This window comes from Janthinobacterium sp. GMG2, from assembly GCF_033949445.1.
GTDB lineage: Bacteria > Pseudomonadota > Gammaproteobacteria > Burkholderiales > Burkholderiaceae_D > Janthinobacterium > Janthinobacterium aestuarii.
This window is the reverse complement of record NZ_JAXAWA010000006.1, coordinates 66,248-81,647: the sequence shown is the minus strand read 5'-3', so window position 1 is coordinate 81,647 and position 15,400 is coordinate 66,248. Positions and strand designations below refer to the sequence as shown.

Here is a 15,400-nt window from a genome sequence, read left to right as displayed (position 1 = left end):
CGTTCTGTCGGAAAACAGACGATGGTATTTTGCATACACTTGAGCTTCACCAGTATAAGACAGGGTATGACATGATAACAACTAACTCGGCATCCGAACTTCCCACCTTGCGCAGCGATGCGCGCGTCATTGCCTTCGTGGGGCTGGCGCATGGCGTGTCGCACTTCTACCATCTGATCCTTGCGGCCCTGTTCGTCTGGCTGAAACCGGCCTTCGACCTGTCGTATGCGGAGCTGGGCTTGCTGATGACGGTGTTCTTCATCATCTCGGGCGTGGGGCAGGCGCTGGCCGGCTTTGTCGTCGACCGCTTCGGCGCCCGCGCCGTGCTGTTTTCCGGTATTTTTCTGCTGGGCGTGTCGGCGCTGGCCCTGTCCACCGCGCACAGCTATGCGGCGCTGATGCTGGGCGCCATGCTGGCCGGCATGGGCAACAGCGTGTTCCATCCGGCCGATTACACCATCCTCAACCAGCGCGTGTCGGCGGCCCGCGTGGCCTACGGCTTTTCCGTGCATGGCATCAGCGGCAACATCGGCTGGGCCCTGGCACCGCTGTTCATGACGTACGTTGCCACCCATTATGACTGGCGGATCGCGCTGCAGTGCGCGGCCGTGCTGCCGTTCGGCGTGCTGCTGATCCTGTTCCTGAACCGCCACGCCATCCGTCCCGAGCCTGTCAAGAAGGCCGCACCGGGCCAGGCGGCGGGCGGCGAGGGCACCTTGGACTTTCTGCGTTTGCCGGCCGTGTGGATGTGCTTTGCCTTCTTCTTCATTACCGCCATCGCCCTGGGCGGCATCCAGAGCTTTGCCAGCGTGGCCCTCGTCAAGCTGTACGGCATGAGCCTGGCGCTGGCCACCAGCGCCTACACGGCCTATATGCTGGCCTCGGCCGTGGGCATGCTGGCCGGCGGCGTGGTGGGTGCGCGCAGCAAGCAGCCGGACCGCAACGTGGCGATCGCCTTTTCCGCCGCCGCGCTGCTGGCCGTGCTGCTGTCCATGGCCGCCGTGCCTGCCTGGGGCGCGGTGGTGCTGATGGGCGCCATCGGCCTGACGTCGGGCGTGGCGGGGCCGTCGCGCGACCTGATGATACGCGCGGCGGCGCCGAAGAATGCCACCGGGCGCGTGTATGGCGTCGTGTATTCGGGCCTCGACAGCGGCCTGGCCGTCGGCCCTCTGTTCTTTGGCGCGCTGATGGATGGCGACCATCCGGCCCTGCTGTTCGTGTTCATCGGCCTGTTCCAGGCGCTGGCGATTGCCACGGCCGTGGGGGTGGGCGGCAAAACACGTGCCGCGGCGTTGCAAAAGGCATAGAATCGTTGCCATCAGCCACGAAAGGAATCCCCATGACCTTTGCGACCACCGACCTGTGCGACGACTATGCGGCCATGCTCGACGACGGCACCCTGGCCGTGCTGCCGCCCGTGTACCGCGCTTTCGGCCAGCGCGTGCGTTTCAGCGGCCCCGCCACCACCTTGCAAGTGTTCGAGGACAACGCGCTCGTGCGCAGCACCCTGGAAACGCCGGGCCAGGGCCACGTGCTGGTGATCGATGGCGGCGGCAGCCTGCGCCGCGCGCTGGTGGGCGGCCAGCTGGGCGTGCTGGCCGAAAGCAACGGCTGGGCCGGCATCGTCGTCGATGGCTGCATCCGCGACAGCGAGGAAATCAATGTCTGCCAGATCGGCGTGCGCGCCCTGGCCACGCATCCGCGCAAGAGCAACAAGACGGGCGCCGGCCAGCGCGATGTGCGCGTGCAGGTCAGCGGCGTGGCCGTGCATCCGGGTGACTGGATCTACGCCGATGCGGACGGCATCCTGGTGGCGCGGCAGGAACTCGATTGACGGCGCAGTGCACCTGAAGACGTTGCAAATTATCTACATTAAATATATTTTTGCAAAGTTCTTTGATTTTTATCATGGCTGAGATATGATTTCACTTAAGGAAACTTTAATGCCTATAAGGCAAGGAAATCAGATCATGAAAATCGCCACCATCGCAGCAGTTGTTGCCCTGTTCGCCGCCGGCACCGCCAGCGCCAGCCCCGTCAACCTGATCACGAATGGCGATTTTGAATCGGTCGCGCCCGGCTATACCTTTTCCAGTGGCTATCATGTTGTCAATGGCGGTTCCTCGGCCATCGGCGGCTGGACGGTGGGCGCTTCCTCGGTCGACCTGATCCGCAATGCCTATAACGCTATCGACGGCTACAGCATCGACATGCTGGGCACGCCTGGTCCGGGTTTCCTGTCGCAAAGTTTCAATGTCGTTGCCGGCCAGACGTACAACCTGAGCTTTGACATGGCGCGCAATTCCGGCGGCCCTGCCGGCCAGGGCGTGGCCGTCAATTTTGGTGGCGTGGCAGGTAATTTCTACTCGACGGCTGCCGCCTCGAACACCTTGTACAGCAACACCTTGAGCTTCACGGCTGCTTCCAGCGGCCTGGCGACCCTGTCGTTTGCCAGCGCCGCCCAGGCCGGCACGCCGTTCGACAATTACTCGGGCGCCGTGATCGACAACGTGGCCGTGATGGCCGCCGTACCGGAACCGGAAACCTACGCCATGCTGCTGGCGGGCCTGGGCCTGATGGGTTTCCTGCGCCGCCGCAAGGCCGCCAAGTAAGTCTGATTTTGTCCGAGATCAAACCGCCTGCTGCCATGCACAGGCGGTTTTTTTACGTCAAGGGTCTTGTGCGTAGCCGTCCACCTGCACGACAAAGCGCTCGATCCGCGGCCAGTCTGCGCGCGTCCTGACCAAGGTTTCGCCCGTGGCCATCAGCAGCACATAGCCGTAGCCCGTGCGGCGGTCGCGCCAGGAGTGGGGCGTGCTGTCCCAGGCGCAGCAATAGCGCTTAAGCTTGGGCAAGCCGTACGCGCGCCGCAGATACGCTTCCGCCTGTTGCGCATGCTTGCCGTCCACTGCATAGCGGGCCTCGAACGGCTGGTCCTGGCGTTCCGTGTTTTGCTGGCAACCCTGGTAGACGAGATACGCGGGCTTCTTGCCCAGCTGGGACAGGAAGTCGCTGCAGGCCAGCCCGGCACCCTGCGCGCCGCCAGCGCCCAGCAGGAATAGCCACGGCAGCAGTGTAGCGAGTTTAGTGACTGGCATCGGCATCTCCCCGCAACGGACACGCTGCAGCTGCCGGCCCCATACGCAGCACCAGTTCGCCGCGCAACTGCGTCAATCCGGCGATGCGCGCATCGATTTCACCCAGCTTGCGCGCCAGCGCCGCGCGCAGCAGGTCCGCCGTGGCGGGATCGCCGGCGGCCGCCAGCAGCGGCATGTCGGCCTCGATTTCGGCCAAGGTAAAGCCCAGCTGTTGCGCCGTGCGCAGGTAGCGCAGCCAGTCGGCCGCCTCGGGCGGGTAGTCGCGGTAGCCATTCGCGCCGCGCCGTGCGCGCAGCAAGCCCCGCTTTTCATAAAAGCGCAGGGTATCGCGGCTCAAGCCCGTCGCCTGCGCCATCTCGCCGATCTGCATGGTGATTTTTCTTTCATAAAATGCTTGACCATGGAGTGTACTCCAACCCTGATCATGGGCGCTTTCCATACACAGGAGTTCCCATGTTGTCCGTTTTCGCTTTCCGCCGCGTGGTGCGCGCCAGCGCCATTTATGATGTGCTCATGACGGCCCCGTTTGCCACGCCGTGGACGTTTTTGCTGCTGCACGAGCACTTGAGCGCCATCAACGTGAGCCTGGGCGGCCTGCCGCTGCCCGTCTTTGGTCCGTTTCATCTGCTCATCAGCAGCTTGTTTGGCAGCGTGGTGATGGTCTGGTCCGTGCTGCGCATGCTGGACCCGCAGCCGCGCTTCGGCCGCTATGACGCGGCAGCGCGCTACCTGTTTTCCACGTGGATGGCGTGGGCGCTGTTCACGACGGGCCAGCCCCTGCTGTGGCTGTTCTTCGTGCCTGAACTGGCCTGGGGCCTCGCGCAAAGCTTGCCATTGCGCCGCAGCGAGGGCGCGCCGGCAGGGTGCGCGCACGAATCGTTGTTGAGATGGCGATAACGAAATGCAATAATGGCCGTGCTTTACAGCAATAAACGACTATTAAGGAAATAATTATGCAGCAGGATGCCGCTGGAAAAAACATGGCGTTGCTCGATCCGGTGGTGGCGCCGCGCATCGCGGTGACGCGCCTGGTGACGGGCCTGCTGCAAGGCGTGCTGCTGTACTGGCTGTACAGCACGGCGCAAGCTAAAGTCTGGCCCGCCACGGAAGCCTATCTGCTGGCGCCGCTGATGCTGATCAGCCTGCTGCTGCCCATTCTGCTGGTGTCCAGCCTGGGCCATATGTCGGTCAAGCGCATCGCCCTGTGGATGGCGGGCGCCGCCGTCGTGATGGCTGTGTTGGCCTGGCATGACGTGGCGCGCGGCGCCGAGCATGTGATCTGGGGCAACTACAAGCCGGGCGCACCGCTGCGCGTCATTTCCGCGCAGCTGTTCGGTTTTTGCGTCGTCGGTTTTTATATCGCCCACGCGCTGGTGCTGGCCAGCGCTCAGGATGGCCAGCGCATCGCCCGCTATCCGACCTATTTTGAAATCGCCTGGAAGCTCGGCATCCAGCTGCTGTTTTCCCTGCTGTTCGTGCTGGGCCTGTGGCTGGTGCTGTGGCTGGGCGGACAATTGTTCCTGCTCATCAAACTGAGTTTCCTGAAAAAACTGCTGGGCCAGGCCTGGTTCGTGATTCCCGTCATCTGCTTCGCGTTTTCGTTCGCCATCCACATCACGGACGTGCGCCCCTCCATCGTGCGCGGCATCCGCACCTTGCTGCTGGTGCTGCTGTCGTGGCTGATGCCTATCGCCGCCGTGCTCGTCTCCGGTTTCCTGCTGACCTTGCCTTTCATCGGCTTCGAGCGCCTGTGGGCCACGCGCCATGCGGCGTCCGTGCTGCTGGGCATGGCCGGCGTGCTGGTGGTGCTGATCAATGCCGCCTTCCAGAATGGCGAAGTCGGCCATGGCGTGGCGCGCGGCATCCGCCTGGGCACACGTCTGGCCTGTCTGCTGTTGCCGTGGGTGGTGGGCATCGCCATCTATGCGCTGACCTTGCGCGTGATGTCGCATGGCTGGACTTCCGACCGCCTGATCGCTGCCGCCTGCCTCTTGATCGCCACCTGCTACGCCGCCGGTTACGCCTGGGCGGCCAGCAAGTATGGCGACTGGCTGCACCTGATCGCCAACGTCAACGTGGCCACCGCCTTTGTTACCCTGCTGGCGCTGTTCGCGCTGTTCTCGCCGCTGGCCGACCCGGCGCGCATTTCCGTGGCCAGCCAGATGGCGCGCCTGAACAGCGGTAAGATAGACGTGGACAAGTTCGATTTCGAATACCTGCGCTTCCAGGGCGCCCGCTATGGCCAGGCGGCCTTGCAGGAACTCAAGACGCGCACGGCGGGCCCGGACGCGGCCATCGTGCGGGCCCGCGCCGACGCCATGCTCAAGCGCCAGAACCGCCTCGACGAGACGGGCGCTCTCAGCGACGTGTCGATCAACCTGACCCTGCGCCCGGCCACGGCGAAGTTGCCGGAGAGTTTCCTGCGTCAGGACTGGACGCAGGTCGGCCCGGCCTGGCGCCTGCCGGCCTGCCTGAAACGGGCAGGGCCGCAGTGCGACGCGTATCTGCTCGATTTCGACGGCGATGGCAAGCAGGACGTGCTGCTGATCAGCAATGACCCGCGCGCCTCGTCGGTGTTGCTGGCGGAAAAGGAAGACGGCAGCTGGACCGCGCGCGGACAAATCCCCACCGATGCCCTGCGCTGCAAACCCCTGCGCGAGAAGCTGCAGGCGGGCGAGTTCCAGCTGGTGCCGCCGAAAGTGCGCGAACTGGAAATCGACGGCCAGCGTGTGCCGATGACCTTATATACGCCAGAGGATGAGGTCGCCTGCCCGGATGAGACGGAGCCGACTCCGTAAATCGTAGGAAGAGGGCTTGCAGCGCCGGACAGAACCTCTTGCTTGCGCCGAAGGCAGTAACTTCGTGCACTGAATTATTCCGGCTGTGCGGTATTGGCCTATTGTGTTGAAAAACTATTGGCCAAGACCTGTCACAATGCAATAAATGTACAGGAAAATTGTATGCAGTGACGTTGCTGGGCTCGCTTAACGCATCACGAGTTTCACGCTCTGTCTTGGCGGCAGCAGCTTTTTGGCCATTCTCCGCAGATTTTGCGCCGTCGCCGCCAGCAGAAACTCATCGTGGGCGCCGCTGGGGCCGCGCAAGCGCAATTGGCCGAGTTTAAGGATGCGTTTGAGGTGGGCAAATAGCATCTCGATCTTTTTCCGTTCTCTACGCGATTGCCGATAAGCGTCTGTCTTGCCAATGGCCCTTGCCACGTCGCGTGCAGGTTCATGCGGGCTACGGTCGATCTTACGGATGTCCATATTGGGACAGCATTTTAATTTGAGCTGGCAGGCCTGGCAGTCATACAGGCTGGCTCGATAGCGAAATGGGTTTTTCTGCTGGCTACGCTGAGCGGGTTTCAAGTACTTGCCAGCAGGGCAAACATAACGATTGTTTTCACTATCGAACATGAAATCGGTACGGCTGAAAGCGCCGTCGTGATGTTCGGATTTATCCCATACAGGGACGTGCGGGGCGATCTTCTTTTCATCAACCAGCCATCCCAGCATTGCAGCAACACCATAATTCGTATCGCCCACCAATCGCTGTGGCTTGATAGCAAATTTCTCCTCAACCCGGTTGATCATCGTTTTGGTCGCTTCGACCTCGGCTATCTTGCTCACTGCGGATGCCTCGACATCGACAATCATTCCCGCTTTCAAATCGATCAGGTAATTTGTTGAGTAGGCAAAAATAGCCGGCCCTGCAGCGGCAGTCCAGGTTGCAGACGGATCCGTCAGCGAGATTCTTTTTGGCGGCACCGGATTAACTTGGTCCAGAGCTGCCAGATACTCTCGCACCGGTCGACTTGCCTGCTCAGGATCACCCCAATCAATAGCGGAATCGCCTGAACAGGAACGTTGCCGCTGGGCGTCAGCCTTGATCATGCTGGCGTCGTTTGCAAACCCTTCGCCCTGTACCAGGCCTTCTGCCATGCAACGTCGAAGAACCGAATCGAATAGCTGGCGAAATACATCGTGATCGCGAAAGCGGCCGTGTCTATTTTTGGAAAAACTTGAGTGATCCGGCACCTTGTCCTTCAGGCCCAACCGGCAAAACCAGCGGTACGCCAGATTCATGCCGACTTCTTCGCACAGTCTCCGCTCGGAACGTATACCGTAGCAGTAGCCAATGATCAGCATGCGGGCCATGAGCTCGGGATCAACTGATGGCCGACCAGTATGGCTGTACGATTGAGCCAAGCTCTCCCGAAACTCGCTCAGGTCGAGGTACTGGTCCACCGCTCTCAGTAGATGGTCTTCGGGAACGTATTCGTTTAGACTAATCAAGACGAACAGCTCCCGCTTGGTTTCCTGACGTCCCATCATTGCAGCCTCCGTCTTTTCTTTGCTTAGACAGTGGCAAATCGTGAAGATCGCGTGCTCAACTGGAGTTTTTCAACGTAATAGGCCAAAAGCGGTCATTCGCGGTAGCGTGACAATTTGTGAGTTTTTCTGCTTGGCAATCCGCTATGCTCTGGTGCCTTGATCGTCCAGAAGCAGCCGTTCAACCGGCCATAAGCCGACGCTCACGTGCAAGCCGTCAACTATTTGAGGAATATGGAGTTTCTAGACTTGATTCGAGAGGCGGCAACAAGACAAATGTCGTTGGCAGACATTGCGCTCTATTGTGAAATATCAGCGGAGCCGACGGCTCAGCGACTGGAAAACTGTGCTCTTGAGCTAGCCAGGGGATATGCTGCCGGTAGCGTGAGCTATGAGGCCGGTGATATCTGGCAAATGTCTTATTCGCATACGCCGCGCAAAATGTAGCAATCACTGACGTGCTGCTCTCCGTCTTTCAGGCATTTGACGCTGCGAGTTCTATTCAGATGAGATACGCTTCCCCTCACCAGAAAAGCGATTTACTCGACCTCAGATTAATGTGATTTTGACTACACACAATAGCGGCAATTATTGACAGGCCTATGCCGACCAAAAACCGGACTGAGATGAGATTAGTGATTTAATTGTTCTTAGACCTCGCAAGAAGTCGTTTTAGATTTCGTCGAGAATTTTCAAAAACTTTCGCAATTCAATTTTTTTTGGTGAGGTTATTTTGGCTAAAGCATTCTTATCGCACAACAGTTTTGACAAGGATTTTGTTGAGAGAGTTTTTAATGAATTGGGTAGTGGGCGGTGTGTTTATGATAAGGATACTTTTAAAAAAAATTCGGATCTTGCGTTGCAAATTCGAGAGGGATTGGAAAATTCCGAAATATATGTATTATTTCTATCCAAATCGGCATTATCCTCTAAATGGGTCAGTTCAGAACTGGATTTGGCACAAGAGCTCAAAATAAAATGGCAAATTCGCCAGATTATGGTTTTTGTACTAGACGATACAAGCTGGGATAGCCTTCCCGCATGGATGGGGCGCTATGTCATTTCTTGTCCTCCGTCCCCACACCATGTGGCGCTAAGAATTCTTGATGAGATTCAATCGGCCTCAAACGACGATGATTCTTGCTGGGGGCGTGCTGAGGAGGAGAGGGAAATAGTTTCTCAGTTGTCGGACCTTGATGTTGAGCCAGCCTTCCTTTATTTTTCCGGACCTAATGGAATTGGACGCAAGACACTTGCTGATGCTGTATATAAATCATATTATCCAGGCATTGGTAGAAATAAAATAAAAATAAAGGTGGATATTACTGATGGCGTCATTGATATTTACAGAAAAGCTCTAGCCTATAGCGCGAATTGGAGGGCCAGCGAACTTAGAGAAGAAATGGATAGGCTTGCGAAGCTCTCGCCTAAAGAAAAAGCAAAAGAACTGGCGATATTAATATTTCGCATAACCACAAAATTTAATCAAGTGCTTATTCTTGACGCTGGTCCCGCCATCTTAAATGAGGAGGGAGTACCGCAACCTTGGTTTCTTGATCTTATTAATAATCTCGAACTAAGTCATTACCCATATCTACTGTTCTTGTCAACGAGGTTCTATAATGGTGGAACAATTAATAATGGGGTTTTCGTTGGTGTGGAGCCGTTGGAGGAGAAATGGTCGGTTCATCTTTTTAGAGTGTTAATTAAAAAGCATAAGATAGAGCTCCCTAGCAAGAGTGAGCAACAGTTAATAGAAAATAGTATCGTTGGCCATCCTGGACTGATAACTATGGTGGCCAATTACTTACGTCGGAACCCTAATTACAAGCCTAACAAGACTCACAATAATATTGTTAAATTAATAAATGAGCAAGTGCAGATGCTTCTCGCTGACTTTATTAACGGGGACAAAAATAGAGAGCTTGCAGTCGCTTTTATCGCTGAAACCGACATATTGTCATACGAAGAAATAAACCTTATTTCCGAGTCTTGGAAAGACTTTGGCGAGGCCACATCAGCGCTCCAAGACGCTGGATTACTGTTGAGAAATGCCGGTGACTATAGCCTAGCTATTTATGTGCAGCGCTACGCCTCCGGTTTGGCTAGTCGCAACCGGGAAGCTTTAGCCGCACCTAGAAAAATTTTACTTTCCGCATACGACACAATTAAAGAAGATAGCTTCGTATCTATTCAACTTCTTAACTCAAGAATAATTGAACACATTATTGATGGAAAACCGATAGAGAGCTATCTATCTAATTTGATCATGCCCATTCAGCAGATAAAAGCGGCCAGAAGGAGATATGACGTTCAGGATTATGATAAATCTCTTTCCCTTGCCAAGTCTGCTTATGAGCAATCGGACAAATTGAGTGATTCCGGAAAAGTAGAGGCGTGGCGTCTAATAGGTCTCTCAGCCGTCAGAAAAGAGGAGGAAAGTGACTTTGTCTATTTTGAAAAAGAATATAGGAAATTCAAGCGAAGCGATCACATAGATGCAATCTATAACTTCGGACACGGTTTTAAATATCGAATTCAAGGTAATCTGCGAAGCGCCTTGATGTGGTTTAAAAAAATAAAAGATAGATATGCCGACCACCATCTATACCGTGAATTGGCATATATATACGCATTTGAAAAGGAGTATGCGCAAGCGTATGCGTACGTTCAAAAGGCTCATCAACTAGCTATTGGAAATCCATACATATTGGATATATGGGCAATGATTCTTCTCGATCGTTATCGTATAGAGCGTAGGCATGCAACCATACCCGATATTGATAAATGTTTAGATGAGCTACGTGCTGCAGACCAGAGGGATGGAACTTCATTCTATTTTTCCCGCTCAAAAATCCGTGACGTAATTATTGATAATGATTTGATTTCTTTGGAGGAGCTTTTTAAAAATAGGCGAAATTTGCCAATCTCTGCAAAAACTGCGCTGCTAAATACGCTCTCCTTAAAAAATAAAAACTATCAATACGATGAGTTGCTGGGCGAATTGAGAAAATACATTAAGGAGAAGAAGAATGCTCTTGCCAAAATTGAGATCGCCAGAATTCATATTGAGCATTTGGTATTAAGTGAAAATTACCCGGAGGCGGAAAAAATATTGGATGAAAATAAAGAGAATTTTACTGAGTTGTGCTGTCAATATCTTGCAAGGCAATTTCCGGTAAAACGAAAAACCGGTGGCTAAGTGCTGATTCATAGTTCTTGGCAGATGAGAACGCGATTGGGCGTGGCAGGGCCTATGAGGCTTGCCAGATTCCTGGTGTGCGATCTCGTTGCTGTTTGATCCAACGACGAGATCGGGTCTGACCTGTTTATCTCCTGCCCAACAGAGACTCTTGCCGCGCTCAAGCAAGAGCTAGTCATCCCTCGCCGTACGGGCGGAGAGGGGTGACATGCACGAACAGCTTGCAGCGGTAACAGATGAAACGACGTTTCTGAAGTTGATCCATGCGGAGCGGCCTGCATCCCCGCTGTAGCAGTCGTTGGACTGATACAGCATGTGCTTGTACGCGGCGCCTTGTGTCTTGTCCCTGCCGTGCCGCGCTTCTAGACTGGGGCCTTCTCCACGCTGCGACTGCCTGCCATGACCGAACTGCTGCCCCTGATGAGCTATTGCTTTGTGATGTCCGCCACGCCGGGGCCGAACAACGTCATGCTGGCTACCACCGGCGCCAATTTCGGCTATCGCGGTGCGCTGCCGGTGATCCTCGGCATCCAGGTTGGCATCTTCGTGCAGACCATGCTCATGTGCGTGGGACTGGGCAGCGTGTTCGTTGCATACCCGATGGCGCAGCAGGTGTTGCGGATTGCGGGCGCGCTGTACCTGATGTTTTTGGCCTGGAAACTTGCCGGCGCCTCGGTGGCGGGGGCCGGCGCACCGAAGGCCGTGTCGTTTGCGCAGGCGGCGCTGTTTCAGGCGCTGAACCCGAAGAGCTGGCTCAAGGCGGTCACCATGGCGTCGGTCTTCATGCCTGCGCAGGGCAATATGCTCGCCAGCGCGCTGCTCGTGTCCGTGATCGGCACCGTGGTGGGCATGCCGTGCAACGCCATGTGGGCGCTGTTCGGCGTCTCGATCCGCAGCGTGCTGAAAGCGCCCCGCAACCAGCGCATCTTCAATCTGGCGATGGGCGCCATCCTGCTGGTCCTCGCCGTGACGTTTTTACGCTAGACTGCCACCATGTTCGCCATCGACCGCTCCTCGCCCATCGCCCTGTTCAAGCAGATCGAGGCCGCATTGCGCCAGCAGATCGCGCAACGCGTCCTGCCTGGCGGGACGAGGCTGCCGTCGATCCGCCAGCTTGCCACGCAGCTCGCGGTGAGCACCAACACCGTGGTGGTGGCGTATGACAGGCTGGTGGCCGCAGGCGTCATCGATACGCACGGCACGACGGGTTTTTTCGTCTGCGCCCCCACCGACGCCAGCCGCGCCGTTCCCGACGAGGTGGCGCTGGAAGCGGGCCAGGAGCAGGAGCCGGTTTGGCTGAGCCAGCAAGTGAACGACCAGCGGCCGGGCGTGCTGCTGGCCAGCAGCGGCGCCTTGCCGCCCACGTGGCTGCAGGATGCGCTGCCGGCGGCCGCCGTGCAGCGTGGCCTGGCGCGCAGCGCGGCCGGCATGGCTTCGCGCTGTCCGCCGCAGGGGCTGGCCGAACTGCGCGAGCAGATCGCGCTGCTGTTGCGCGGCATCGGCATCGCCGCGGACGCCAGCCACATCCTCACCACTTTCGGCGGCACGCATGCCATCGATCTGATCTGCCGCACGTTTCTGCAGCCCGGCGATACGGTGCTGGTGGAAGACCCCGGATACTTCCTGATGTTCGGCAGGCTGCGCCAGGACGGCGTGCGCCTGGTGCCCATCAAGCGCCGCCCCGATGGCCTCGACCTGGACGAACTGGACGCCGCCTGCCGCGCGCACCGTCCGCGCCTGCTGTTCATGCAGACGGCTTTGCACAACCCCACCGGCTGGAGCAGCAGCGCCGCCAACCTGCACAAGGTGCTGATCATGGCGCAGCAGTACGGCTGCCTGATCGCCGAAGACGACGTGCACGGCCATTTCCAGCAGGGGCACAGCACGCGGCTGGCATCGCTGTCCGGACTCGACGGCGTGATCTACTATTCGAGTCTGTGCAAGGCGCTGAGCCCGGCCCTGCGCATGGGCTACCTGGCCGCGGCGCCGGCTCTGCTCAAGCTGCTGATGCGTACCAAGATCCACGCCATCATGACCTTGCCTGCGCTGAACGAATACGTGCTGCTGGAAGTGCTCAAGGCCGGCAACCTGCGCAAGCACCTGGAGCGGCTGCAACGCAAGATCATGGTGGCGCGCAACGCCAGCACGCGGCAGCTGAGCGCGGCCGGCGTGCTGTTCGAGCAGCCCGGCGACGCAGGCATTTTCCTGTGGGGCAGCATGCCCGAGGGGCTGGACGTGGACTTGCTGGTGCAGGACGCCTACCGCAACAAGATCCTGCTGATGCGCGGCGCCGCGTTCTCGGCCAACGACACGCCCGACCAGCATATCCGCTTCAACGTCGCCTTCAGCCAGCATCCGCGCGTGAGCGCCTACCTTGAAGAACGCCTGCGCGCCGTGGCAGGCGCGCGCTCCAGCCTTGCCCGCGCCTTCCTTTAGTTTTTATTGGTATTCTGGAGGGACGATTTTTTCGTCAACGTGTGAGCAAGGAAGCGCCATGCACAAACAGATCATTCTCAACCTGCCCGTGAAGGACCTGGATAAGTCCAAGGCCTTCTTTTCCGCTCTCGGCTTTACCTTCGATCCCCGCTTCAGCGGCGAGAACGCGGCATTCATGAATATCGTCGAAGGCAGCATCCAGGCCATGCTGACGACGGAACCGTTCTTCCAGTCGCTGATCGACAAGCCGCTGGCGAATGCCAGGGAAACCAATGAAGTCGTCATTTGCCTCAGTTGCGAAAGCCGGGAAGAGGTGGACAGCCTGATCGCCAAGGCCCAGGCCGCCGGTGGCCGCATACCGCATCCGCCCGAGGACCATGGCTTCATGTATGACCAGGGCTTCGAGGATATCGATGGCCACCTGTGGAACCTGGTCTGGACGGCGCCGGAAGCCTGACGCGAACCGCTGGAATCAGTTCTTCGTGCGCACCTGGCGCACGTGGTTTTCCAGTTCGCTGAACGACGGGCGTTCCGTGGCGGAGATGACCTTGCGGCCGAATTCCACGGCCAGGGCCGGGGCGTAGCCGTTCAGGCTGGCCAGTAACGTCACTTTCACGCACTGGTACATCTTCGCCGTTTCATGATGCTTGCGGCGCAGCAAGCTGGCCAGGGGCGCGATAAAACCGTAGGCCAGCAAGATGCCGATGAAAGTGCCGACGAGCGCCTGCGCGATCAGCACGCCCAGCTCGGCCGGCGGCAAGCCGACGGAGGCCATCGTGTGCACGACGCCCATGACGGCGGCCACGATGCCGAAGGCGGGCATGGCGTCGGCCAGCTGCGAAATCGTCTGGATCGGCATTTCCGCATCTTCATGGTGCGTTTCGATCTCGTTATCCATCAGGTTTTCGATCTGGTACGCGTCCATATTGCCCGACACCATCAGGCGCAAATAATCGGTGATGAATTCGAGGATGTGCTCGTCGCCGAGCGTGTACGGGTATTTCACGAAGATGGCGCTGCGGTACGGGTCGTCGATATCGTCCTCGACCGACATCAAGCCTTCCTTGCGGATCTTGCTGAGGATTTCATACATCAGCCCCATCAGTTCCATATAGCGCGCCTTCGTGTATTGCGAGCCGTGGAACAGGGTGGGCAGGGCGGCGAACGTGGCGCGGATGGCCTTGGCGTCATTGCCGACAAAGAAGGTGCCCAGCGCGGCGCCGCCGATCATCAGCAGTTCCAGCGGCTGGAACAGGGCGCCCAGGTGACCGCCCTGCATGGCGAAACCGCCGAAGACGGAAAACAGCACGACGAGAAATCCGAGTATGACTAGCAAAACCTACTCCTTCATATTATTGCCATATCGCAATATTGTAGTGTAACCCTATTTCCCTGTATTGGCCGAGTCCGGCTGCAACTGCTCGATGAGAAAATTGATAAAAGCGCGCACTTTGGCGGGCAGCTGGTGGCGGCTCGGGTAGTAGGCGTACAGGTCGGCCGGCGCCAGCGCATAGTCTTCCAGCAACACGCGCAGGCGGCCGCTGTCGAGGTAGCGGGCCAGGTCCCATTCCGAGCGCAGCAGGATGCCGTGGCCGTCCAGGGCCCAGCCGAGCACCACGTCGCCATCGTTGCTGGCCACCGTGCCGCGCACCTTGACCGTGTGGGTGGCGCGGCCACGGCTCAAGCGCCAGATGCCGTAGGCGTCGTCATTCTGCCGGTGCACGATGCAGCGGTGCCGCGCCAGGTCGTCCGGCGTTTGCGGCGTGCCGTGCGCCTGCAGGTAGGCGGGCGAAGCGCACAGGAAGCGCCGGTTCGACATGATGCGCCGTGCCGACAAACGCGTGTCGGGCAAGTCGCCGAAGCGGATGCCCAGGTCGTAGGCCTGCTCGACCAGGTTGATGGGGCTGTCCGTCAGTTGCAGCTGCACTTCCAGCTGCGGGTGGCGCAGCGCGAATTGCGACAGCAATGGCGCGATCACCGTGCGGCCGAAACCCAGGGTGGCATTTACGCGCAACAAGCCTTTCGGTTCCGCGCTGCCGCTGGCCAGGGACTCTTCCATGGCGCGGATATCGTCGAGAATCTGCCGCGCCTGTTGCAGATAGCTTTCGCCATCGCCCGTCAGGCTGATGCGCCGCGTGCTGCGGTTCAGCAAACGCACGCCCAGGCGCTGTTCCATCAGCGCCAATCGCTTGCTGACGGCGGGTGGCGTGATGCCCAGCTCGCGCGCCGTGGCCGACAGGCTGCCCAGCTTGGCCAGCAGTACAAAGAAGGCCATTTCCGTCGTGGCGTCGCTTTTCATTATTAACTTCAAGTGAAGAATGGTTTAAATTAAT

At 58.1% G+C, this 15,400-nt stretch carries 14 protein-coding genes; 9 read left to right on the top strand and 5 right to left on the bottom strand.

Translation table 11 applies throughout. From position 1 onward, the window contains the following. Positions 1 to 71: 71 nt before the first annotated feature. The 3 genes from SKZ59_RS20870 (at position 72) to SKZ59_RS20860 (ending at position 2,612) form a co-directional block, all read left to right on the top strand. Entirely contained in the window at positions 72 to 1,307 is a 1,236-nt protein-coding gene (locus tag SKZ59_RS20870; protein WP_319992835.1) for an MFS transporter, read from the top strand. A gap of 32 nt (positions 1,308 to 1,339) precedes the next feature. Continuing rightward, positions 1,340 to 1,834, top strand: a complete 495-nt coding sequence (gene rraA, locus SKZ59_RS20865) for a ribonuclease E activity regulator RraA (protein WP_034749787.1) — start codon at positions 1,340 to 1,342, stop codon at positions 1,832 to 1,834. A gap of 136 nt (positions 1,835 to 1,970) precedes the next feature. Continuing rightward, positions 1,971 to 2,612: a choice-of-anchor C family PEP-CTERM protein gene (locus tag SKZ59_RS20860; protein WP_254671511.1), complete on the top strand. Its 642-nt coding sequence runs from the start codon at positions 1,971 to 1,973 to the stop codon at positions 2,610 to 2,612. Between the two features lie 57 nt (positions 2,613 to 2,669). Here SKZ59_RS20860 and SKZ59_RS20855 read toward each other — a convergent pair whose 3' ends face one another. Together SKZ59_RS20855 and SKZ59_RS20850 are read right to left on the bottom strand one after the other, a co-directional pair. Further along, a complete protein-coding gene (locus SKZ59_RS20855; protein ID WP_072454067.1) occupies positions 2,670 to 3,098 on the bottom strand; it encodes a DUF4952 domain-containing protein in 429 nt (142 codons plus the stop codon). Further along, positions 3,085 to 3,468: a MerR family transcriptional regulator gene (locus SKZ59_RS20850; RefSeq protein ID WP_070302076.1), complete on the bottom strand. Its 384-nt coding sequence runs from the start codon at positions 3,466 to 3,468 to the stop codon at positions 3,085 to 3,087. The genes SKZ59_RS20855 and SKZ59_RS20850 overlap by 14 nt, the downstream gene beginning before the upstream one ends. An 83-nt stretch (positions 3,469 to 3,551) precedes the next feature. Here SKZ59_RS20850 and SKZ59_RS20845 point away from each other — a divergent pair, with 83 nt between their 5' ends. Together SKZ59_RS20845 and SKZ59_RS20840 are read left to right on the top strand one after the other, a co-directional pair. Next, entirely contained in the window at positions 3,552 to 3,995 is a 444-nt protein-coding gene (locus SKZ59_RS20845; RefSeq protein WP_319992834.1) for a hypothetical protein, read from the top strand. 56 nt (positions 3,996 to 4,051) lie between these two features. Further along, the gene (locus SKZ59_RS20840; protein WP_319992833.1) at positions 4,052 to 5,896 is read left to right on the top strand and encodes a DUF4153 domain-containing protein; all 1,845 of its coding nucleotides are present in this window, start codon (positions 4,052 to 4,054) and stop codon (positions 5,894 to 5,896) included. A 186-nt stretch (positions 5,897 to 6,082) separates the two neighbouring features. Here the strand turns inward: SKZ59_RS20840 and SKZ59_RS20835 are convergent, their stop codons facing one another. Next, entirely contained in the window at positions 6,083 to 7,432 is a 1,350-nt protein-coding gene (locus SKZ59_RS20835) for an IS1182 family transposase (RefSeq protein ID WP_319992832.1), read from the bottom strand. 730 nt (positions 7,433 to 8,162) lie between these two features. Between SKZ59_RS20835 and SKZ59_RS20830 the strand changes: the two genes are divergently transcribed. The 4 genes from SKZ59_RS20830 to SKZ59_RS20815 all read left to right on the top strand — a co-directional run bounded on the left by SKZ59_RS20830 (position 8,163) and on the right by SKZ59_RS20815 (position 13,524). Beyond that, positions 8,163 to 10,631: a TIR domain-containing protein gene (locus SKZ59_RS20830; protein ID WP_319992831.1), complete on the top strand. Its 2,469-nt coding sequence runs from the start codon at positions 8,163 to 8,165 to the stop codon at positions 10,629 to 10,631. A 399-nt stretch (positions 10,632 to 11,030) separates the two neighbouring features. Next, entirely contained in the window at positions 11,031 to 11,615 is a 585-nt protein-coding gene (locus tag SKZ59_RS20825) for a LysE family translocator (protein ID WP_319992830.1), read from the top strand. A 9-nt stretch (positions 11,616 to 11,624) separates the two neighbouring features. Then, a complete protein-coding gene (locus SKZ59_RS20820; protein ID WP_319992829.1) occupies positions 11,625 to 13,067 on the top strand; it encodes a PLP-dependent aminotransferase family protein in 1,443 nt (480 codons plus the stop codon). Between the two features lie 58 nt (positions 13,068 to 13,125). After that, complete coding sequence (locus tag SKZ59_RS20815; protein WP_034749762.1) at positions 13,126 to 13,524, top strand: VOC family protein; 399 nt, start codon at positions 13,126 to 13,128, stop codon at positions 13,522 to 13,524. A gap of 15 nt (positions 13,525 to 13,539) precedes the next feature. On the opposite strand, the gene motA is transcribed toward SKZ59_RS20815, so the two are convergent. Both motA and SKZ59_RS20805 read right to left on the bottom strand, forming a co-directional pair. After that, entirely contained in the window at positions 13,540 to 14,403 is an 864-nt protein-coding gene (gene motA, locus SKZ59_RS20810) for a flagellar motor stator protein MotA (RefSeq protein ID WP_035820336.1), read from the bottom strand. A gap of 48 nt (positions 14,404 to 14,451) precedes the next feature. After that, positions 14,452 to 15,366, bottom strand: a complete 915-nt coding sequence (locus SKZ59_RS20805; protein WP_319992828.1) for a LysR family transcriptional regulator — start codon at positions 15,364 to 15,366, stop codon at positions 14,452 to 14,454. Positions 15,367 to 15,400: the final 34 nt, after the last annotated feature.